Origin of the sequence: Ruegeria atlantica (assembly GCF_001458195.1) — a bacterium.
GTDB classification, from domain to species: domain Bacteria; phylum Pseudomonadota; class Alphaproteobacteria; order Rhodobacterales; family Rhodobacteraceae; genus Ruegeria; species Ruegeria atlantica.
The window spans coordinates 68,412-87,905 of record NZ_CYPU01000017.1 but is presented as its reverse complement, the minus strand read 5'-3'; the positions used below and the strand labels follow the sequence as shown (position 1 = coordinate 87,905).

Genomic DNA, 19,494 nt, shown 5'->3' with positions numbered 1-19,494 from the left:
TTCCGGTGGTTACAACTCTAAATGTGCATATGGGCAAACCGTGTGCGGAAGTTAAACTGAGTTACAGGTGCGCTTGGGCCTGTTGGTTTTGCTCAAATTGGCCCCAATGCCCGGAACCGCAGGATCAGAGGCGTCTGTTAGCGTCATCATCCTATCCAGTCTTGAACCCGCATGCGCGCGCGTATAGGGAAAAACCAAACGCGTTTAGGGGAGGCTTTTATGCAGGATGATCCGAAAACCCTCGTTTCTACCGAATGGCTTGCTGCCCACCTCAAGGACCCGGATCTGCGGGTGCTGGATGGGTCATGGTATCTGCCACAGCAAGGACGCGACGCAAAGGCCGAATACGATGCCGCTCATATCCCCGGCGCACGGTTCTTTGATATCGATGACATTTCGGACCACCGCTCGGACCTCCCGCATATGGCACCTCCGGTCGAAAAGTTCATGTCCCGCCTGCGGGCGATGGGTGTAGGGGATGGCCATCAGGTTGTTGTATATGACGGGGCTGGCCTGATGTCCGCGGCCCGCGTCTGGTGGTTGTTTCGGCTGATGGGGCAGGAAAACATCGCCGTTATGGATGGCGGTCTGCCCAAGTGGCAGGCCGAGGGGCATGATATCGAAGATCTGCCGCCGGTGATCCGCGACCGCCACATGACCGTCCGGGTCCAGAACTATCTGGTCCGTGACGTCACGCAGGTATCTGCCGCGGCCAAGCTCGGAGATCATGAGATTATCGATGCACGCTCTGCCGATCGTTTTGCCGGAACCGGAACGGAACCGCGTGAAGGTCTGCGAACGGGCCGCATTCCCGGATCGCGCAATGTGCCCTTCGGCACGTTGCTGAACAAGAACGGGACGATGAAATCACCCGACGAATGCCGCGCCATCTTCGAGGCCGCTGGCGTCGACCTGTCCAAACCGGCGATCACCTCTTGCGGGTCTGGCGTGACGGCTGCGATCCTCAGCCTTGCGCTTGAACGCATGGGCAAGAAAGACCACTCGCTTTATGACGGCTCCTGGGCTGAATGGGGTGCCTTCCCGACCCTGCCCGTCGCAACCGGAGAGAACTGATGTTCGAAAACCTCAAACCGCAGCCTGCCGACAAGATTCTGGCGCTGATGCAGGCGTATCGCGAAGACCCGCGCGATCAAAAGATCGACCTGGGAGTTGGCGTTTATAAGAATGCCGAGGGCGTGACCCCGGTGATGCGTGCGGTGAAAGCGGCCGAAAAGCGCATCCTGGAAGAGCAAGAGAGCAAGGCCTACACCGGATTGGCGGGCGACCCGGCCTATGCCGACGCGATGATTGGCCTGATCCTGGGCACCTCGGTTCCACGCGGCAACATCGCTGCCGTGGCGACGCCCGGCGGAACCGGTGCCTGCCGTCAGGCGTTTGAGATGATCCGCATGGCCAACCCATCGGCCCGCGTGTTCGTGTCTAACCCCACTTGGCCGAACCACTTGTCGATTCTGAACTACCTGGGGATGGAGACGGTCCAATACCGGTATTTCGACGGTGAAACCCGTGGCGTAGATTTCGACGGCATGATCGAGGACCTGAAAACCGCGAATGCGGGCGACGTGGTCCTGCTGCACGGCTGCTGCCACAACCCGACCGGCGCCAACCTGAACATGGTGCAATGGCAAGAAGTCGTGAACCTGATCAACGAGCGTGGCCTCGTGGCGATGATAGACATTGCCTATCAGGGCTTTGGTGACGGTCTTGAGGAAGACGCGCAGGCAACCCGACTGGTGGCCTCATCGGTCAAGCGTTGCCTGATTGCAGCGTCCTGCTCGAAGAATTTCGGTGTCTACCGCGAGCGGACCGGCCTGTTGATGGCCATCAGTGATGACCCGGCGCAGACAGCCCTTAACCAGTCCACGCTGGCCTTCCTGAACCGTCAGAACTACTCGTTCCCGCCAGATCACGGCGCGCGGGTCGTGACGACGATCTTGAACGACGAAGCCCTGCGCGCTGACTGGGCGGCTGAGCTGGAAGAGGTGCGCCTGTCCATGCTGGGCTTGCGCCAACAACTGGCAGACGAGCTGCAGGCCCAAAGTGGGTCCGATCGTTTTGGGTTTGTCGCCCAGCACCGAGGCATGTTCTCGCGTCTGGGGGCGGCACCGGAACTGGTCGAAAAGCTACGCGCGGATCACGGCATCTACATGATCGGTGACAGCCGGTTGAACATTGCTGGCTTGAACGCGACGACGGTTCCGATTCTGGCCAAGGCGATCGTTGACGTCGGTGTCTGACTCAATCCAATAAATCAGAAAACCCGGGCGGGAACGCCCGGGTTTTTTTGTTTTCCGGTGGCTGGCTCTTAGCCTTTCGAAAACTCTGGATAAGCTTCCATACCCAGCTCTGCCATGTCGAGGCCGTTGATCTCGTCTTCTTCGCTGACGCGGATGCCGACCGTCGCCTTCAGAATTGTCCACAGGATCAACGCGCCAACAAATGTGAACACACCATAAGCTACGATACCGGTCAGTTGGGTGATCAGGTTTGCTTCGCCGTAGAAGATCACGGCGATGGTGCCCCAGATGCCTGCGAACAGGTGAACCGGGATGGCACCGACAACGTCGTCGATCTTGAACTTGTCCAGCATCGGAACCGCGAAGACCACGATGATGCCACCAACTGCACCGATCCACAGCGCTCCGAACAGGGTCGGGGCAAGCGGTTCTGCAGTTATCGAGACCAGACCGGCCAGCGCGCCGTTCAGCACCATGGTCAGGTCGGGTTTCTTGTACAACACCTGCGTCATGATCAGGGCTGCGATAGCACCAGATGCGGCGGCCATGTTGGTGTTGGCGAAGATGCGCGACACGTCGGATACGTCACCCACGGTGCCCATCGCCAGTTGCGAGCCGCCGTTAAAGCCGAACCAGCCCAGCCACAGGATGAACGTTCCCAGAGTTGCCAGCGCCAGATTGGAACCGGGCATCGGGTGGACTTTGCCGTCTTTGTATTTGCCAATGCGGGGGCCAAGGATCAGGCAGCCCGCCAGAGCGGCCCAGCCGCCGACCGAATGCACAACTGTCGAACCGGCGAAGTCGGAAAAGCCCATGGCATCCAGCCAGCCGCCGCCCCATTTCCACGATCCAGAGATTGGGTAGAGGATACCAGTCAGCACGATGACGAAGACCAGGAAGGGCCACAGCTTTATGCGCTCGGCCACGGCACCGGACACGATGGATGCGGTTGCCGCCACAAAGACCAGCTGGAAGAAGAAGTCCGAACCGATAGACGCGTAATCTAACGCCGCGTCCGCAGGCGCAACACCCACGGCATCAAGCACGGTCGGGCCGCCAAGAGCAAAGAAACCATTGAAGTCGCCCGGGTACATCGTGTTGAAGCCGACCAGCCAGTACATGATCGCGGCAATCGAAAACAGCGCGATGTTCTTAATCATCTGCATGGCAACGTTCTTGGAACGCACCAGACCGCCCTCGAGCATGGCAAATCCTGCTGCCATGAAGAAGACAAGGAAGCCTGCCATCAGGAACAGCAGGGTGGTAAAAATATACTGGGTGTGCAGCGCGGCTTCGCCCTCGGCGGCCTCTTGCGCCAGACCCATCTGCGGCAGCACGACAAGCGCGGCGGCTGGGATGAGAGATTTCATCAGGTTCATTGTCAGTCCTCGAATGCTTTGGAGTGGTGGCGCTTACAGCGCCTCTTCGTTCGTTTCCCCGGTCCGCACGCGCAGCGCCTGCTCGACATCAAGGACGAAAATCTTGCCGTCACCGATCTTGCCGGTCTTGGCGGTTTTGGTGATGGTCTCGACAATTTGGTCGGCCATCGTGGCGGGCACCACGATTTCAAGCTTGATCTTGGGCACGAAATTCACCGCGTATTCGGCCCCACGATAAATTTCGGTGTGGCCCGATTGCGAGCCGAAGCCCTTGATCTCGGTCACCATCATGCCGCGCACGCCGGCTTCGGTCAGTGCCTCGCGCACCTCCTCCAGCTTGAACGGCTTGATTGTCGCAATGATCAGTTTCACGTCTGTCCCCTCTTCCTGTCCGGCGGAACCGGTTTGTTTGCACCTGCAGAAAGAGAGCGTGACTGACCGCAGTAAGAAACGGTCAGGGCGGGAGAACGCAGGGTAAAAGGGGGGTGAGGTGCACAATTTTTGCACAAAAAAACGTTGATGCCCAAAAATCAGGCGAAATATTGAGGCCGGTTAGCGGAATTTCATACCTCTACTTCGCGCCAGTGGCAGGGTATGGTGCCTCAAAATGATAACCGGGCAGAGTTTGAGCATGACTGAGTCCAGGCGTCGCAAGACATCGCTTGTTGCAGACAAAAGATACCCTTCGAAGGGGCGTAAACCCGCTGCAACAAAGCGGACGACAAAGCCCACCGGCAAGAAGGCGACGGCGCGCAAGACGTCGACTCGCAAAACCACCCGGAAGAAAACCCGCAAGACGTCCGGTGGTGGAGGCGGCTTCTTTCGACGCATGTTCCGTTGGATATGGCGGTTGATTTGGGTAGTGACCTGGCGTGTGGGCGCGGTGGCCGGGATGCTGTTGGCTTTGGCGGTTGGCGTTGTCTACTCCTCTTTGCCAGATGTCGATGCCTTGTTGGACGGTCGTGCGCGCGGATCGGTGACCCTGCTGGATCGGGATGGCAAGGTCTTCGCCTGGCGTGGGGACCAATTTGGTGGGGTGATCACGGCGGATACTGTCTCGCCGCATCTGAAGAACGCCGTCGTCGCGACCGAGGACAAGCGGTTCTATCGCCATTTCGGCGTCAGCCCGCGCGGTGTCGCAAGCGCTGTGCGCATCAACCTGAGCGAAGGGCGCGGACCGCTGTCGGGGCATGGCGGGTCGACCATCACGCAGCAGACGGCCAAGCTGTTGTGTCTGGGTGTGCCTTATGAGCCCAGTGAATGGGAATCCGAAGCTGCCTATGAGTCCGATTGCCGTCAAGGCTCGCTTTGGCGCAAGGCCAAAGAGGCGGTCTATGCGATGGCGATGGAGGTCAAGTATTCCAAGGACGAGATCCTGACCATCTATCTGAACCGGGCCTTCCTGGGCGCGGGTGCGCGCGGGTTCGAGGCCGCAAGCCAACGCTATTTCGGGATTTCGGCGGCTGAGGTCAGCCCGTCGCAAGCTGCTATGCTGGCTGGTCTGCTGGTGGCCCCGACGCGCTATGCGCCGACGAATAACCTTCAACGTTCGCAGGATCGGGCGCGGCTGGTGGTTGGCCTGATGGAGGCACAGGGGTATCTGACCTCGGCACAAGCAAGCAGTGCGCGCAGCAATCCCGCGCAACTGTCCGAAGCCGCTGCTGCGCGAGCCGGCGGTTACTTCGCCGATTGGGTGATGGCCAGCGGACCCGAGTTCTTTACACGCAACACGACCGAAGATGTGGTGATCCGCACCACACTGGATCAGCGTATCCAGAAATCGGCCGAAGAGGCGCTGCAGTTCATCTTCCAGGAGAAGGTCCGCGAAGGATCAAAGGCGCAGGCCGCGATCGTGGTGATGTCGGCGGACGGGGCTGTGCGCGGCATGGTTGGCGGGCGCAAGACCCGCGTGTCCGGCGCATTCAACCGAGCCACGCAGGCGCTGCGGCAAACGGGGTCTTCCTTCAAACCCTTCGTTTATGCCACCGCGCTTGAGCTTGGCTATTCGCCATTGGATACGGTGGTGGATGAGCCCCACTGCGTGAACATTCCGGGCTCTGGCCAATGGTGTCCCAAGAACTACACCAACAAGTTCTATGGGCGCGTCACGCTGGCGGACGCGTTAAAGAACTCGTTGAACATCCCAGCGGTGAAAGTGGCTGAGATTGCTGGGTTGGACAATGTCCGTACCGTGGCCAGCGAGTTTGGCATCGATAGTGATCTGGCGCAGGGCCCCGCATTGGCGCTGGGCGCGTCGGAAAGCACGCTGATCGAGATGACGGGGGCCTATGCGGGTATCCTGAACGGCGGCTCGGCGGTGGAACCCTATGGGCTGACCGAATTGAAGCTGTTGGGCGATCAAACCCCGGTCATGGTTACGACAACAGGCATTGGTGAGCGGGTCATCAACGACAAAGCCGCTAAGCAACTGACGTGGATGATGGAGCGTGTCGTGTCCGAAGGCACTGGTGCGCGCGCTCAGTTGCCCGGATGGCAGGTCGCGGGAAAGACAGGGACGACCCAGGCCGCCCGCGATGCCTGGTTCATCGGTTTTACGGCAGACTACGTGACGGGCATCTGGATGGGGTATGACGACAACACCCCATTATCCGGTGTGACCGGAGGCGGGTTGCCGGCTGAAATCTGGAAAGAAACCATGCTGCGTGTGACCGAAGGCATGACACCGACGCCGTTGCCGATGTTGGTCCCGGACCCACCAGTCAGAACAGCGCAACCGCAGCAGCAGCGCCGAAAGAACCAAACCGGGTTGGACCGGGCCATCAACAACCTGCTGAACAACATTTTCGGTGGAAATTAAAAAAGGCGGCGCGCTGTGCACCGCCTTTTCAATTGAATGTGGGTCCGATCAGAGGCTGTCGTCGAGCGCGCCCAAAATGGCGTCGCCCATTTCCGTGGTCGAAACCGGCGTGACGCCTTCGTCGGCCAGCAGATCACCAGTACGGACCCCGTCGACCAGTACCTTCTCGATTGCGGCTTCCAGACGGTTCGCTTCTTCAAGCTGATCAAAGCTGTAGCGCAGCGCCATGGCAAAGCTGAGGATACAGGCGATTGGGTTAGCTTTTCCCTGACCTGTGATATCCGGGGCCGAGCCATGGACGGGTTCGTACATCGCTTTGGGGCGGCCATTCGCCATCGGAGCACCCAGCGAGGCCGACGGCAGCATTCCCAGCGAGCCGGTTAGCATCGCCGCGCAATCCGACAGGATGTCGCCGAACAGGTTGTCTGTCAGGATGACGTCGAACTGTTTGGGCGCACGCACCAACTGCATCGCGCCATTGTCGGCATACATATGGCTCAGCTCGACCTCGGGGTAATCCTTGGCCACACGGTTCACAACTTCGCGCCACAGGATGCCCGATTCCATGACGTTGGCCTTCTCCATAGAGCAGACCTTTTTGTTCCGGCGCATTGCCAGCTCAAAGGCCGAGCGCGCGGCGCGTTCGATCTCAGATTCGGTGTAGCGTTGGGTGTTAATGCCAACACGCTCATTACCTTCTTCAAAGATGCCGCGCGGCTCGCCAAAATAGACGCCCGAGGTCAGCTCGCGCACGATCATTATATCGAGGCCAGCAACGATGTCTTTCTTCAGCGACGAGAAATCGGCCAACGCGTCAAAGCACTGCGCTGGGCGCAGGTTCGAGTACAGGTCCATCTCTTTGCGCAGGCGCAGCAAGCCGCGCTCGGGCTTGAGGCTGAAATCCAGATCGTCGTATTTTGGGCCGCCAACAGCACCCAGCAGAACCGCGTCAACCTCTTGCGCTTTGGCCATCGTCTCGTCCGACAGGGGCTTGCCATGCGCATCATACGCGGCACCTCCGACCAGATCCTCGCTCACGTCGAATTCCAGGCCGCGTTTCGCACCGAACCAGTCGATGACTCTGCGCACTTCGGCCATGACTTCGGGGCCAATTCCGTCTCCGGGCAGGATGAGGAGCGAGGGGTTGGACATGAAGGATCTCCTTGCGTTTTACAGCACAGGCCCTAGCGCCTGCGCGGCATCGGGTCAATGAGACGATCCCGCCTGACGGCAAGGAAAATACAGGTTTGTTTCCGTTAGCGTCTGAAAATTGCGTCAGGTCTGCTTTGCAGGCCAGATCATGGCGCAAAGTGCCGTATCAGCGAGGCAGTGTCAGGTCGACCCAGATCAGCCGATGACGGCTGGCGCTTTCGGCGGTTTTGCGTTCTTCGGAGCCCGCAGCGGGCCAGTGCACCCCGGAATCCACCACCTTCCATTGGGCCGATGGCAGGACGTAATCGACCCGCATTGGACCAACCGTTTTCCAGACCACCGTTGTCAAATCGCCTGAGGGGTCTGCGGGTGAAGGGTCCTGAAGGCGGGGGTCGTTCAAAAACTCTCGGATCGCCTCCTTGCGTCCATCACCTCGCACTGGGTCCAGATTGGCGTCACCCGCGATGACAAACAGACGATCGGGTTTGCGCCCGACTTCTCCGTCCATGACTGCGGACCAAAGACGGATCTCGTCCTTGTTCCTCAGTCCATTGCGATCCTCTGGTCCGTCAAACACCGGGGGCGAGGCGTGGAAGGTCATCAAATCCAGCCGCCCTGCCGGAGCTTCGATGGGCACAACCCAATGCGCCACGGATGAGAGGCGCTGAACGTTCTGCGCCTGTTGTGAGGGGGAGGGGCCTGCGTCATGTTGGGGCAGTTCAGCACCGGGCAGTTCCTGCCATAGCAGGTCGGACAGGTCCTGAATCTGATCCGAAGCGATGGGATAGCGGGACATCACGGCCAGCCCGCCCTGACCGGTGAACCGATCCCAGCCTTGCGCGTCGCCGGGGCCGTTGGTGCGACCATCTCCGTCCAGATCCAGATCCGTTTCCAGGCCGGAATTTGGTTGGGCTGCGAAAGTGTAGGGGTAATCCAATCCGGCCTCGCTCAACCGATTTGCCAGCGCCGCCAGCGCCAGCCCCTCGAAATCCCAGTCGATCCCCTGCAACGCAATGATATCGGGGCGGGTTTCCGACAAAACCGCAGTAACCGCCATCACCTGATCATCGCCGCGGCGAATATCGCGCAGCAGCAATCCCGGGCCATCGCGGCTGAGTTCAGTGTTGTAGGTGGCAATACAGATCGTCTCTGCCTGCGCCACAACGGGCAACAGCAGCAGGATCAGGATGCGGATCATGCGGTCTGGGTAGACTCAGCTGTAGAATAGGCGCGCCGTTTTTCGACGATCAGATTGGCAATGCGCAGGGTCGCCATGCCACGCATGATCATGCTGGCCGGTAGGAAGGCCCAAGCGCTGAGCGTCCAGATCAGGGTCTGGGGATCGCTCAGAGAGATCGGATCGGCATAGTCAGTCAGCAGTTTGATCAGCGCCGGGATCAGGAACGGCAGCAGAATACCGATGCAAATGTTCAGCCGTCCGTCACGCTGCAGGCGGGTGACCACGTCACCGCCTTTGGTGGGGTCGAACAACGGAAGATTGGTCCAGACATTGAAGGCACCGTTTCCGGTCGGCCAGCCGCGCACTTTCACTGCGTAGGCAAAGCTGGCGATCGTCACCAAAGCAGCGACATACGCGACGCTGGCAGAAATACGGACAAGTTCGATCAGGGGCGCACTTGCGTTAGCCGGCAGCATCAGGATGATCAACCTTACCGGCGAATAGGGGAAGTCGACGACATTCGCGGCGCCCAGGCCAAAGGAATAGAAGGTCGTCGTCAGGCCGGTCGGCGTATACGCGTTCTTACAGATCAACGTCAGGAACGTGATCATCGACATCAGCCCAACAAAGCGCAAACGGTTCACAGGTGGCGCATCGCGGAATTCGATAAAGCTGGGAAAGGCAGAGTTGTATTCAGCGAACGTCAGAAAAAACGCGAGAATGGCGAGAAAGACGACTATCTCGGTCCCATTCGTAGACGTTACAGGCAGGTACAACGCGGGTGTCAGCACCATAAGTGCGACCAATAATCCCCGAATCGCCGCCCCTGTTGTGCGCGCAATCACTATCCAAACCCTTTCAAAACGGATTGTCCGTTTCTTTTTCTTTGGCGGCTTCGTCCCATCTTGCATCCGGCGTATTTAATGCCGGAGACCTCTATTATCGCCAACATTGACGATCAGCGACAATCCGCTCAAGCCAAGGTGCAGAAAACATGTGATTTTGGGCAAAATGATGGCAAAACTGGTGCGCCGTTGCATCATTTTTGTCGCAAATTCGGCGTGTATCAGAGGGGGGGGACCACATGTTGTGGTTGCCGGGTCAACAACCCCAAGAACGAGAAAGGGGTCGCCCAGGCGACCCCGATAGGTTGAGTATCCACAGATTCGTTCTTGGAATCACACCCAGGGGCGGGCCTGGCTTGCGTGATCCTCGAATTTGTCGATGTGGTGATCTTTCTCCATCGTCAGGCCGATATCGTCCAAACCATTCAGCAGGCAATGCTTGCGATGTGGGTCGACGCTGAACTCGATCACAACGCCATCCGAGGTGGTGATCTGCTGATCCTCCAGATGCACGGTCATGCGGGCGTTTTCGCCTTTATGCGCATCTTCCATCAGGATCGCGTGGTGTTCTTCTTCGACCACGATGGGCAGGATGCCGTTCTTGAAGCAGTTGTTAAAGAAGATGTCGGCAAAGCTGGTCGAGATCACAACCTTGATGCCGAAATCCTTGATCGCCCAGGGCGCGTGTTCGCGCGACGAGCCGCAGCCGAAATTGTCACCGGCAACCAGAATCTCTGTCTGACGATAGGCGGGTTTGTTCAGCACGAAGTCTTCGTTTTCGCCACCATGTTGATGGTAGCGCATCTCATCAAACAGCACGACACCAAGGCCGGACCGTTTGATGGTTTTCAGATGCACTTTCGGAATGATCATATCGGTGTCGATATTGATCAGCGGCATTGGGGCGGCCACCCCGTGGACTTTGTCAAACTTTTCCATGTCTACACTCCTGCGAGAGTGGGCCGCGCCCATGTCCCGAGTTTAAGCTTGTTTCGCTTCTGTTGTTGCGTCGTTGGGTGCGTTCCGGATGAAGAACGCCATAAAGACTAGGCCGAACCCGTTGAACAGCATCTCAATGCCCAGGAAGATACCCAAAATGCTCAGCAGCACCTGAGGATCGCTTCCCACATATGTCCAGATGATGCCCGCGAGGACGATCGACAAGACGCCCGAGATCATCGTGGGCCAGAAAAACTGTGTTCCCTTCATCTGGAACGACAGAATGACCCGCGCGATGCCGCCTGCCATGAACAGGATCAGCATCACGGTTGCCAGTGTCAGGGTTCCCTGCAGCGGGTGATCCAGAAAGGACCAGCCCAGAAACAGCATCACCGCACCCATGATGAGTGACAGAATTTTGTTGCCGGTGCCTTCAACCGTAAAGCCGCCAACAACTTGCAGCACGCCCGAGATCAGCAGCAACACACCGGTTACCACCGTCACAGCGACAGACGCCACAACTGGCGCGCCCAGTACAAAGATACCGAACGCTATGGACAGAAGCCCCAGCAGGAGCCATTTGACCCAGTCACTCATATTTTCAATCCCTCAAATATCTAGATGTGATGGGACCTTACATCAATTCACGCACATCTGTCAGCCGTCCTGTTATTGCCGCTGCGGCAGCCATTGCAGGGCTCAGCAAATGGGTGCGTCCGCCCCGGCCCTGACGGCCTTCGAAGTTGCGGTTTGAGGTCGCTGCACAGCGTTCGCCCGGCTGCAGTTGGTCGGGGTTCATCGCCAGACACATCGAACATCCGGCCAGACGCCATTCGAAACCGGCATCCTTGAAAATCTCGGCCAGACCTTCTTCTTCGGCCTGCGCCCGAACCAGACCCGAACCTGGCACGACCATGGCACGCATGCCGTCCTTGACCTTTTTGCCCTTCAGGATCTCGGCAGCAGCGCGCAGGTCTTCGATGCGACCATTGGTGCAGGACCCGATGAAAACAGTGTCAATCTCGACGTCGCTCAGCTTTTGACCGGCTTCCAGACCCATGTACTCGATCGAGCGGCGGGCTGCGTCAACCTTGCCACCTTCAAAATCTTCGGGGTTCGGTACAGTTGCGGTGATCGGCAGTACGTCCTCGGGGCTGGTGCCCCAGGTCACGACAGGCGCGATGTCTTCGCCGCGCAGGGTGATGACCTTGTCGAAATGCGCGTCATCGTCGGTAAACAGCGTTTTCCACCATGTCAGTGCTGCTTCCCACTGGGCACCTTTCGGCGCGTGGGGGCGACCTTTGACATATTCATAGGTGGTCTCGTCCGGCGCGATCAGGCCCGCACGTGCACCGCCTTCGATCGCCATGTTGCAGACGGTCATGCGGCCTTCCATCGACAGATCGCGGATCGCTTCGCCGCAATATTCGATAACATAGCCGGTTCCGCCGGCAGTACCGGTCTCACCGATCACAGCCAGAGTGATGTCCTTGGCGGTCACACCCGGCTGCAGCTTGCCGGTGATTTCCACCTTCATGTTCTTGGATTTCTTCTGGATCAGGGTTTGCGTGGCCAGAACATGTTCAACCTCGGACGTGCCGATGCCGTGGGCCAAAGCACCAAACGCGCCGTGAGTGGCCGTGTGGCTGTCGCCACATACAACTGTCATGCCAGGCAGGGTCCAGCCCTGTTCGGGGCCGACGATGTGCACGATGCCCTGACGAACGTCATTCACCGGGTAATAGTGAATGCCGAAATCCTTCGCGTTCTTGTCCAGCGCTTCGACCTGAATGCGTGATTCGGGGTTTTCGATCCCATTCACCCGATCCGCAGTGGTCGGAACGTTGTGATCCGGCACGGCGATGGTCTTTTCCGGCGCGCGTACTGGACGACCCGCCATACGAAGCCCTTCAAAGGCTTGCGGGCTGGTGACTTCGTGCACCAGATGGCGGTCGATATAAAGCAGGCAGGTGCCATCATCGGCTTCGTGCGCGACATGGGCATCCCAGATCTTGTCATAGAGTGTTTTGGGGGACATCGGTCCTCTCCCGTTTGTAATGAGAAATAGCTGGCGAGTGGCTGGGCGCCGCTTATAGGCGGGCCAGAACCGTGCGGGCGGCCCCAAAGAACCGTTCACGCAGGCGCGTGCGGTCTTGCAGTGTCGGAGCAGGGGCCAAATAGACTCTCATGCGCCTCAGATATATCGCGTGTGCCCGTCAATCAAGGTTCAATCCGGCCTCGGGCTTGCATCACCCCGAGTTGCTGTCCAAGCTGCTGTTCAGGAGACCTGTATGAACCAAGACCTGATCCCCAGCTCGCTGTCGGAACTCTATGAAAACATGGTCGCGGGGTTTTCCGTGCAGTTCGGCAAACTTGTTGATCTGATCGTCACGCCGGGTTGGCGGCGGCACCAGTTGATCATCATTCTCGCTCTGTGGGCTTTGGCATATGTGCTCAAACTGGTTACGCAAAACCGGTGGGAAACCTGGGCACGTGCCCGCACCGGCTGGCCCAAATGGCGGCTGCGCACTCTGGTTCAGCTGATGCAGCGCCTGACGCTGGTCTATTTCGTTTTGTTGTCCTGGCCGCTGTACCTGTTCATGCAGAATGTGACCTGGCCGTCGCACAGTTACATTATCGGCGTGATCGCGACATTGGCCGCCGCATGGCTGGCGATCGCGCTGGTGGCGCGACTTGTCCGCAACCGTACGCTGCGGCGGATCTTCAAATGGGCAATGTGGGTCTATGCAACACTGGTTGCGCTGAACTTGACGGATGATGTGGCCGAGTTTCTGGACGGCGTGGCGATTTCCATCGGTGATCTGCACATCTCGGCCCTGGGGATTCTCAAGGCCGCTTTGCTGATCGGCGTGCTGCTGACGTTGGCCCGCATCGGGACCCGCACGGCCGAGCGGGGATTGCAGAGGAACGACGACATCACGCCTTCGATGCAGGTTCTGTTGGCCAAAGGCATTCAAGTTCTGCTGTACGGAGCTGTCTTTATGGCGGCCATCCGCACGCTTGGATTTGATCTGACAGGTATCGCGCTTTTGTCAGGTGCGATCGGCGTGGGCATCGGGTTTGGCCTGCAAAAAGTGGTGTCGAACCTGATTTCCGGGATCATCATCCTGATGGACCGCTCGATCAAACCGGGCGACGTGATCTCGTTGGGTGACACATTCGGATGGATCAACGCGCTAGGCGCGCGGTATGTATCGGTGGTCACGCGGGATGGGCGTGAATACCTGATCCCGAACGAAGACTTGATCACCAATCAGGTGGTGAACTGGTCGCATTCGGACCGTTATGTGCGTCTGGACCTGGACTTTGGCACCAGCTACGACGACGACCCGCATCAGGTGCGCGCAACCGCGATCCGGGCAGTCAAATCGGTGAAACGTGTTCTCAGCGGCGGTTCACATGAGCCGGTCTGCCATATAACCGGGTTCGGCGACAGCAGCGTGGACTATGTGCTGCGGTTCTGGATCAGCGATCCGACCAAGGGGCTTACCAATATCAGAGGCAATGTTTACCTCGCCCTTTGGGACGCTTTCAAGGCCGAGGGGATATCGATTCCTTTCCCCCAGCGCGAGGTTCGGCTTCTGCCCGACGGCGCAGACTCGCAACAGATCGCCAAAGAGTGAGCACCCGTGCGGCCGCAAAAGCGCCCGTTCATTGAAATGTTGCATTCCCCTTGTTACCTTATTAGTACCCCTGCGCCGGGGTTTGGCGGCGCGCAACAAAGGAGGACTATGTCCTGTCTCTACATACACAGGCGGGTTTGCCCGCCGATGATGGGGCCAATGTAATGGCCCACTCTCAGTCAATCAGCGACAAGCTGCTTGAACGTATCCTTTCCTCACTTTCCGATGACAAGGCCGAAGACGTCGTGCAGATCAACCTGCAAGGTAAGTCTTCTGTTGCGGATCACATGGTGATTGCCTCGGGTCGGTCGACCCGTCAGGTCTCGGCCATGGCGGAAAAGCTGACGGATCGCATCAAGCAGGAATTCGGTTTCACCTCGAAGGTCGAAGGCAAGGATGCCGGCGACTGGGTGCTGATCGATACGGGCGACGTAATCGTCCATATCTTCCGCCCCGAAGTGCGTGAATTCTATCAGCTGGAAAAGATGTGGCTGCCTCAGGGCGGCAGCGCCTCGGCCAACTGAGGCGCTATCCCGGCCTGCATTAACAGGCCGGAGGCGAGAGAAATATGCGTATAAGCATTTGTGCGGTCGGGCGATTGCGTGCCGGACCGGAGAAGTCCCTGCTTGACGATTATCTGACCAGATTTGACCGGACGGGCCGTAGCCTGGGCCTTGGTCCTGCACAGGTGATCGAAGTTGAGGACAAGAAAAACGCAGGCATGGGGGCTGAGGCCGTGTTGCTACGCAAGGCCCTGCCCAAAGGCGCGGTGATCTGCACGTTGGACGAACGTGGGCGGGTGATGTCCTCGCCTGATTTTTCAAAAAAACTGGGTGGCTGGCGCGATGCCGGGCGGCAGGATCTGGCATTGATCATTGGCGGTGCGGACGGAATAGACCCTGATCTGCGGGCCGAGGCCGATTTTTCCATCTCATTCGGGTCGATGGTCTGGCCCCATATGCTGGTCCGTGTGATGCTGGCCGAGCAACTTTACCGGGCCGCGACCATCCTGTCGGGCGGTCCCTATCACCGGGTCTGACATGGCGCAGCTTTTGATCGTCTACCATTCGCGCACCGGCGGATCCCGTCAAATGGCCCAAGCCGCCGCGGCAGGAGCGCGGGACGAAGCGGAAACGGTTCTGAAAACTGCAGATCAGGCGACCCCTGAGGATTTGTTGGCCGCGGATGGGTATATTTTCTGCGCGCCCGAGAATCTGGCGGCGATTTCAGGTCTGATGAAAGAGTTCTTTGATCGCTGCTACTACCCTTTGCTGGGCAAGATCGAAGGACGGCCCTATGCCCAGATGATCTGTGCCGGGTCTGATGGCGAGAATGCGGCCCGCCAAACCGCGCGGATTGCCACTGGGTGGCGCTTGAAAGAGGTTCAGTCGCCGCTGATCATCAGTACCCATGCGCAAACGCCCGAGGCTATTCTGGCCGAAAAGACCATCCCGCAAAACCAACTGGATGAGTGCCGTGATATTGGGGCTGCGTTGGGTGCGGGTCTGGCGCTGGGTGTGTTCTGAAGATCAGTTCAGTGTGACCAACGTCGTCTCGTCACCCCAGCCATCGACACTGCACCGCGCCTGAATCTGAACCTGAGACACGCCATCTGGAATCGCCACCCCGGATAGTGAGCGTGTAAAGGGCTGCTCATTCTCATGTGGATGATGCAATACGCGCATGCCCAGTTCATTGCCGTCCATGTCTAAAACACGCCAGCCATCAGCATAGTGATCCCACCCGGTATCGGGATGGCGGATCGTCACGTCGAATCGCCACGTGTCACCGCTTTGGCTGGCCGCCACTTTTTCAATCACAGAAGGGTCGGCAAGCGCCGGGCTGGCGAGAAGAAGGCTGAGAATCAAATACCGCATGTGGCGATCCTAGGCTGTGTCCGTCGGCTTCGCGATCACGAATCCGTGTCGCCCGGTTGGGACAGCAGGACCAGCCGGGAATGCGACGCAAACTCGCGCCGGTATAGGACACCGAACGTGATCGCCGTGCCCAGCAGCAGCGCCACAGGCCCAAGTATCCAGGCAACGGATGCCAGGGCAAAATAAGTCACGCGCAAACCGCGGTTAAAGCTGCGCGCCGCGGTGACGCAGATCTCGGCCGCTTGTGCTGCGCGCGGATAGGCTTGTGGGTCCGACGGTTCATTGGGCACCGAGGCCATCAGAACCGCGCAATAGCCAAACAACCGATGTGCCCAGACGTATTTCAGGAATGCATTGGCCAGAAAAAGGATGATGATCAGAATCTTGATCTCCCACACCATGGCCGGTGCGCTGCCGATGGCCAAATCATTGGCGACTCCGGCAAGGCGTTCGGTATTGCCCAGCAAAGCCAACCCGCCCCCGACAGCGATCATCGTGGTCGAGGCGAAGAACGTGCTGCCCTGCCGCATCGCCGCGACCACCTGCGCGTCGAACATTCGGGGCTGTCGAGTGACCATTTCCCGCATCCACTCTCGACGATAGTCATCCATCATCATCGTGACAGAACTCTTGGTAGGGGAGGGATTTTCGATCCGCCACCCGATCCAGAGCCAAGCAACCAGCAACACGGCAATTGCCGCATAGTCCAGCGGTGAAAAAAGTTGTGCCCGATCAATCCACGTCATGCGGCGACCTTAGGGCCAGACATGAGAACTTGCCAGATGGAGAAATTGGTAATAATATTTTACCAAATGGAGGATCAGCCATGGAAATGCCAACGCCAAATCCTGACGTTCTGCGCCGCAAGGCCGTGGTTCTTCAACGTTTGTTGCAGGTCTTGCCCGAAGAGGCGGTTATTCATGAACCGTCCGAGACACGTGCTTATGAATGCGACGCACTGACGGCGTATAGGTGCCCTCCGATGCTGGCGGTGCTGCCGTCGACCACGCAAGAGGTCTCGGACGTTCTACGCATTTGCAACGAGGAAGCCGTTCCAGTGGTTCCGCGCGGGTCGGGCACTTCCTTGGCAGGTGGCGCGTTGCCAACAGCGGATTGCGTCATCCTTGGAGTCGCCCGGATGAACGAGGTGCTGGAGGTCGACTATGACAACCGCTTCATTCGCGTTCAATCAGGCCGCACGAACCTGAGCGTGACCGGTGCGGTCGAGGAAGACGACTTCTTCTATGCGCCAGATCCGTCCTCACAGCTCGCCTGTGCCATTGCTGGGAACATCGCCATGAACTCAGGCGGGGCGCATTGTCTAAAATACGGTGTGACCACCAACAACCTGTTGGGCGTAAAGATGGTGCTGATGGATGGCAGCGTGGTCGAGATTGGCGGCGCGCATCTGGACTCTGGCGGCTTGGACCTGCTGGGTGTCATCTGTGGGTCTGAAGGGCAGTTGGGCGTGGTGACTGAAGCCACGCTGCGCATTCTGCGCAAACCCGAGGGCGCGCGACCCGTGCTGATGGGGTTTGATGACAACGAGGTCGCCGGGCAATGCGTCTCGGACATTATCAAGTCGGGCATCCTGCCGGTTGCGATCGAATTCATGGATACTCTGTGCATCAAAGCCTGTGAGAATTTCGCCCATGCCGGTTACCCCGACTGTAACGCTTTGCTGATTGTCGAGGTCGAGGGGTCCGAGGCCGAGATGGATTATCAGTTGTCAAAGATCATCGAAATCGCCAAGCGCCACAATCCGGTCGAACTGCGCGAAAGCCAGTCGGCCGAAGAAAGCGCGAAAATCTGGCTGGGGCGCAAGTCGGCCTTTGGCGCGATGGGGCAGTTGAACGACTACATGTGTCTGGACGGCACGATCCCGGTGTCGTCCTTGCCGGAAGTGCTGCGCCGGATTGGTGAAATGAGCGAAGAATACGGCTTGCCGGTCGGAAATGTGTTTCATGCAGGCGATGGCAACATGCACCCATTGATCCTGTTCGATGCCAACAAACCCGGTGATCTTGAGAAATGCGAGGCGTTCGGAGCCGATATTCTGAAGCTTTGTGTTGATGTGGGTGGCTGCCTGACAGGTGAGCACGGCGTTGGGATCGAAAAACGCGATCTGATGTCCCACCAATACGCGCCTGCGGACCTTGAGGCTCAGATGGTCATCAAGGATGTGTTCGACCCGAATTGGTTGCTGAACCCCGCCAAGGTTTTTCCGTTGAGTGCGTCTGAATCCCGACGCATCGCGCGAATTGCTGCTGAATAGTCGGCTCTAACAAAGAAGAATTTCCATGAATCCAAAGACAGAAGCCGAACTGGCCGAGATGGTGGCCGGGTTAGATGAACCAGTTCGAATTACTGGGGGCGGTACGCGTGGCGTCGCGGGGCCGGACATGGCGATTCAAACCAGCGGGCTGACCGGGATCTCGCTGTATGAACCCGGCGCGCTGACGCTGGTGGCGAAGGCCGGCACGCCGATTGGAGAGATTGAGGCCGCATTGGACGCTGAAGGTCAGCAATTGGCCTTTGAGCCGATGGATCACCGGGGACTGCTGGGAACCAGTGGCACACCGACCATAGGCGGTGTTGTGGCGGGCAACATATCTGGGCCCCGGCGGGTACAGGCTGGGGCATGCCGCGATTTTCTGCTGGGCGTGCGCTATGTCGATGGCATGGGGCAGGTCGTCAAGAATGGCGGTCGGGTCATGAAAAACGTTACCGGCTATGATCTGGTCAAACTAATGGCGGGATCCCGGGGCACTCTGGGAGTTTTGACCGAAGTGTCGTTGAAGGTACTGCCAAAGCCCGAAGTCGCCGCAACGCTGTCTGTTCAGGTATCTGATGTGACCACCGCAGTTGCAGCGCTGTCCGCCGCATTGAAATCCCCTTTTGAAGTTAGCGGAGCAGCGTACGACCCGGATATGGGAAGCGCCTTACTGCGCCTCGAAGGATTTGCGGGTTCGGTGTCATACAGGTCGGATCAACTGAAATCCCTACTGTCTGGTTTCGGCGAAGTTGCCGAACTTGAGCATCCCGGCACATTGTGGGCCGACCTGCGTGATGCAGCCGGTTTCCACGAACAAAGCGGTGATGTCTGGCGCATTTCGGTCAAACCCTCGGAAGCGCCGGACATCGTTGCGCGCATCCCGGCAGATCGGACGTTGTTTGATTGGGGCGGTGGGTTGATCTGGGCCTTGGTGCCGGTTGGAACTGATCTGCGGGCGCAATTAGGCGCGTTTGACGGTCACGCAAACATCGTGCGGGCAGGGCAGGAAACACTGGTCGAACTGGGACGTTTTCAACCGGAGGCGTCCGGGATTGCGGCTCTAACCAAGGGAATTCGTCAAAAATTCGACCCCCGCGGTTTGTTTAATCCGGGGTTGTTGGGGTAAG

At 58.6% G+C, this 19,494-nt stretch carries 21 protein-coding genes; 10 read left to right on the top strand and 11 right to left on the bottom strand.

Annotated elements, in window-relative coordinates:
- Positions 1-219 precede the first annotated feature (219 nt).
- Positions 220-1,074 carry a 3-mercaptopyruvate sulfurtransferase gene (gene sseA, locus RUA4292_RS04795; RefSeq protein ID WP_058276560.1) on the top strand — a complete coding sequence of 285 codons (855 nt, stop codon included), beginning with the start codon at positions 220-222 and terminating at the stop codon, positions 1,072-1,074.
- A complete protein-coding gene (locus RUA4292_RS04790) occupies positions 1,074-2,258 on the top strand; it encodes an amino acid aminotransferase (RefSeq protein ID WP_058276559.1) in 1,185 nt (394 codons plus the stop codon). The genes sseA and RUA4292_RS04790 overlap by 1 nt, the downstream gene beginning before the upstream one ends.
- A 68-nt stretch (positions 2,259-2,326) precedes the next feature.
- Here the strand turns inward: RUA4292_RS04790 and RUA4292_RS04785 are convergent, their stop codons facing one another.
- Together RUA4292_RS04785 and RUA4292_RS04780 are read right to left on the bottom strand one after the other, a co-directional pair.
- A complete protein-coding gene (locus tag RUA4292_RS04785; RefSeq protein ID WP_058276558.1) occupies positions 2,327-3,637 on the bottom strand; it encodes an ammonium transporter AmtB in 1,311 nt (436 codons plus the stop codon).
- A 33-nt stretch (positions 3,638-3,670) separates the two neighbouring features.
- A complete protein-coding gene (locus RUA4292_RS04780) occupies positions 3,671-4,009 on the bottom strand; it encodes a P-II family nitrogen regulator (protein WP_058273036.1) in 339 nt (112 codons plus the stop codon).
- A gap of 259 nt (positions 4,010-4,268) precedes the next feature.
- Between RUA4292_RS04780 and RUA4292_RS04775 the strand changes: the two genes are divergently transcribed.
- A complete protein-coding gene (locus RUA4292_RS04775) occupies positions 4,269-6,455 on the top strand; it encodes a transglycosylase domain-containing protein (RefSeq protein ID WP_058276557.1) in 2,187 nt (728 codons plus the stop codon).
- Positions 6,456-6,503: 48 nt separating this feature from the next.
- Here RUA4292_RS04775 and leuB read toward each other — a convergent pair whose 3' ends face one another.
- The 3 genes from leuB to RUA4292_RS04760 form a co-directional block, all read right to left on the bottom strand.
- Positions 6,504-7,607: a 3-isopropylmalate dehydrogenase gene (leuB, locus tag RUA4292_RS04770; protein ID WP_058276556.1), complete on the bottom strand. Its 1,104-nt coding sequence runs from the start codon at positions 7,605-7,607 to the stop codon at positions 6,504-6,506.
- Positions 7,608-7,773: 166 nt separating this feature from the next.
- Positions 7,774-8,805, bottom strand: a complete 1,032-nt coding sequence (locus tag RUA4292_RS04765) for an endonuclease/exonuclease/phosphatase family protein (RefSeq protein WP_058276555.1) — start codon at positions 8,803-8,805, stop codon at positions 7,774-7,776.
- A complete protein-coding gene (locus RUA4292_RS04760; RefSeq protein ID WP_058276580.1) occupies positions 8,802-9,632 on the bottom strand; it encodes a hypothetical protein in 831 nt (276 codons plus the stop codon). Before RUA4292_RS04760 ends, RUA4292_RS04765 begins: the two co-directional genes overlap by 4 nt.
- A 78-nt stretch (positions 9,633-9,710) precedes the next feature.
- On the opposite strand from RUA4292_RS04760, the gene RUA4292_RS25155 reads away from it, so the two are divergent.
- A complete protein-coding gene (locus RUA4292_RS25155) occupies positions 9,711-9,941 on the top strand; it encodes a hypothetical protein (protein WP_233493351.1) in 231 nt (76 codons plus the stop codon).
- A 24-nt stretch (positions 9,942-9,965) separates the two neighbouring features.
- On the opposite strand, the gene leuD is transcribed toward RUA4292_RS25155, so the two are convergent.
- Genes leuD through RUA4292_RS24400 form a run of 4 tightly spaced genes read right to left on the bottom strand, consistent with a single transcriptional unit; the run spans position 9,966 to position 12,760 of the window.
- Positions 9,966-10,571, bottom strand: coding sequence for a 3-isopropylmalate dehydratase small subunit (gene leuD / locus RUA4292_RS04755; RefSeq protein ID WP_058276554.1), 606 nt, complete (start codon positions 10,569-10,571; stop codon positions 9,966-9,968).
- Between the two features lie 42 nt (positions 10,572-10,613).
- Complete coding sequence (locus RUA4292_RS04750) at positions 10,614-11,168, bottom strand: HdeD family acid-resistance protein (protein ID WP_058276553.1); 555 nt, start codon at positions 11,166-11,168, stop codon at positions 10,614-10,616.
- 37 nt (positions 11,169-11,205) lie between these two features.
- Complete coding sequence (gene leuC / locus RUA4292_RS04745; protein ID WP_058276552.1) at positions 11,206-12,609, bottom strand: 3-isopropylmalate dehydratase large subunit; 1,404 nt, start codon at positions 12,607-12,609, stop codon at positions 11,206-11,208.
- A gap of 52 nt (positions 12,610-12,661) precedes the next feature.
- Complete coding sequence (locus RUA4292_RS24400) at positions 12,662-12,760, bottom strand: isopropylmalate isomerase (protein ID WP_108861670.1); 99 nt, start codon at positions 12,758-12,760, stop codon at positions 12,662-12,664.
- A gap of 102 nt (positions 12,761-12,862) precedes the next feature.
- Between RUA4292_RS24400 and RUA4292_RS04740 the strand changes: the two genes are divergently transcribed.
- The 4 genes from RUA4292_RS04740 (at position 12,863) to RUA4292_RS04725 (ending at position 15,741) form a co-directional block, all read left to right on the top strand.
- Positions 12,863-14,215, top strand: a complete 1,353-nt coding sequence (locus tag RUA4292_RS04740; protein ID WP_058276551.1) for a mechanosensitive ion channel family protein — start codon at positions 12,863-12,865, stop codon at positions 14,213-14,215.
- A gap of 164 nt (positions 14,216-14,379) precedes the next feature.
- The gene (gene rsfS / locus RUA4292_RS04735) at positions 14,380-14,739 is read left to right on the top strand and encodes a ribosome silencing factor (RefSeq protein ID WP_058276550.1); all 360 of its coding nucleotides are present in this window, start codon (positions 14,380-14,382) and stop codon (positions 14,737-14,739) included.
- A 44-nt stretch (positions 14,740-14,783) separates the two neighbouring features.
- A complete protein-coding gene (gene rlmH, locus RUA4292_RS04730) occupies positions 14,784-15,254 on the top strand; it encodes a 23S rRNA (pseudouridine(1915)-N(3))-methyltransferase RlmH (protein ID WP_058276549.1) in 471 nt (156 codons plus the stop codon).
- Position 15,255: 1 nt separating this feature from the next.
- Positions 15,256-15,741: a flavodoxin family protein gene (locus RUA4292_RS04725; protein WP_058276548.1), complete on the top strand. Its 486-nt coding sequence runs from the start codon at positions 15,256-15,258 to the stop codon at positions 15,739-15,741.
- A gap of 3 nt (positions 15,742-15,744) precedes the next feature.
- Here the strand turns inward: RUA4292_RS04725 and RUA4292_RS04720 are convergent, their stop codons facing one another.
- Together RUA4292_RS04720 and RUA4292_RS04715 are read right to left on the bottom strand one after the other, a co-directional pair.
- A complete protein-coding gene (locus tag RUA4292_RS04720) occupies positions 15,745-16,092 on the bottom strand; it encodes a hypothetical protein (protein WP_058276547.1) in 348 nt (115 codons plus the stop codon).
- A 35-nt stretch (positions 16,093-16,127) separates the two neighbouring features.
- Complete coding sequence (locus RUA4292_RS04715; protein ID WP_058276546.1) at positions 16,128-16,838, bottom strand: DUF599 domain-containing protein; 711 nt, start codon at positions 16,836-16,838, stop codon at positions 16,128-16,130.
- Positions 16,839-16,918: 80 nt separating this feature from the next.
- On the opposite strand from RUA4292_RS04715, the gene RUA4292_RS04710 reads away from it, so the two are divergent.
- Both RUA4292_RS04710 and RUA4292_RS04705 read left to right on the top strand, forming a co-directional pair.
- Positions 16,919-18,367 (top strand): FAD-linked oxidase C-terminal domain-containing protein, encoded by a 1,449-nt coding sequence (locus tag RUA4292_RS04710; protein ID WP_058276545.1) that lies wholly within the window; start codon positions 16,919-16,921, stop codon positions 18,365-18,367.
- Between the two features lie 25 nt (positions 18,368-18,392).
- Positions 18,393-19,493: an FAD-binding protein gene (locus RUA4292_RS04705; RefSeq protein WP_058276544.1), complete on the top strand. Its 1,101-nt coding sequence runs from the start codon at positions 18,393-18,395 to the stop codon at positions 19,491-19,493.
- Position 19,494: the final 1 nt, after the last annotated feature.

Excerpts from the sequence above, each read along its gene's own strand:
- RUA4292_RS04765 (WP_058276555.1), bottom strand. The coding sequence starts at position 8,805 with ATGATCCGCATCCTGATCCTGCTGCTGTTGCCCGTTGTGGCGCAGGCA.
- RUA4292_RS04775 (WP_058276557.1), top strand. The coding sequence starts at position 4,269 with ATGACTGAGTCCAGGCGTCGCAAGACATCGCTTGTTGCAGACAAAAGA.
- leuC (WP_058276552.1), bottom strand. The coding sequence starts at position 12,609 with ATGTCCCCCAAAACACTCTATGACAAGATCTGGGATGCCCATGTCGCG.
- RUA4292_RS24400 (WP_108861670.1), bottom strand. The coding sequence starts at position 12,760 with ATGAGAGTCTATTTGGCCCCTGCTCCGACACTGCAAGACCGCACGCGC.
- RUA4292_RS04785 (WP_058276558.1), bottom strand. The coding sequence starts at position 3,637 with ATGAACCTGATGAAATCTCTCATCCCAGCCGCCGCGCTTGTCGTGCTG.
- leuB (WP_058276556.1), bottom strand. The coding sequence starts at position 7,607 with ATGTCCAACCCCTCGCTCCTCATCCTGCCCGGAGACGGAATTGGCCCC.
- RUA4292_RS04715 (WP_058276546.1), bottom strand. The coding sequence starts at position 16,838 with ATGACGTGGATTGATCGGGCACAACTTTTTTCACCGCTGGACTATGCG.
- RUA4292_RS04790 (WP_058276559.1), top strand. The coding sequence starts at position 1,074 with ATGTTCGAAAACCTCAAACCGCAGCCTGCCGACAAGATTCTGGCGCTG.
- sseA (WP_058276560.1), top strand. The coding sequence starts at position 220 with ATGCAGGATGATCCGAAAACCCTCGTTTCTACCGAATGGCTTGCTGCC.
- RUA4292_RS04705 (WP_058276544.1), top strand. The coding sequence starts at position 18,393 with ATGAATCCAAAGACAGAAGCCGAACTGGCCGAGATGGTGGCCGGGTTA.
- leuD (WP_058276554.1), bottom strand. The coding sequence starts at position 10,571 with ATGGAAAAGTTTGACAAAGTCCACGGGGTGGCCGCCCCAATGCCGCTG.
- RUA4292_RS04720 (WP_058276547.1), bottom strand. The coding sequence starts at position 16,092 with ATGCGGTATTTGATTCTCAGCCTTCTTCTCGCCAGCCCGGCGCTTGCC.
- RUA4292_RS04750 (WP_058276553.1), bottom strand. The coding sequence starts at position 11,168 with ATGAGTGACTGGGTCAAATGGCTCCTGCTGGGGCTTCTGTCCATAGCG.
- RUA4292_RS25155 (WP_233493351.1), top strand. The coding sequence starts at position 9,711 with ATGCCGGAGACCTCTATTATCGCCAACATTGACGATCAGCGACAATCC.
- RUA4292_RS04710 (WP_058276545.1), top strand. The coding sequence starts at position 16,919 with ATGGAAATGCCAACGCCAAATCCTGACGTTCTGCGCCGCAAGGCCGTG.
- RUA4292_RS04740 (WP_058276551.1), top strand. The coding sequence starts at position 12,863 with ATGAACCAAGACCTGATCCCCAGCTCGCTGTCGGAACTCTATGAAAAC.
- rsfS (WP_058276550.1), top strand. The coding sequence starts at position 14,380 with ATGGCCCACTCTCAGTCAATCAGCGACAAGCTGCTTGAACGTATCCTT.
- RUA4292_RS04725 (WP_058276548.1), top strand. The coding sequence starts at position 15,256 with ATGGCGCAGCTTTTGATCGTCTACCATTCGCGCACCGGCGGATCCCGT.
- rlmH (WP_058276549.1), top strand. The coding sequence starts at position 14,784 with ATGCGTATAAGCATTTGTGCGGTCGGGCGATTGCGTGCCGGACCGGAG.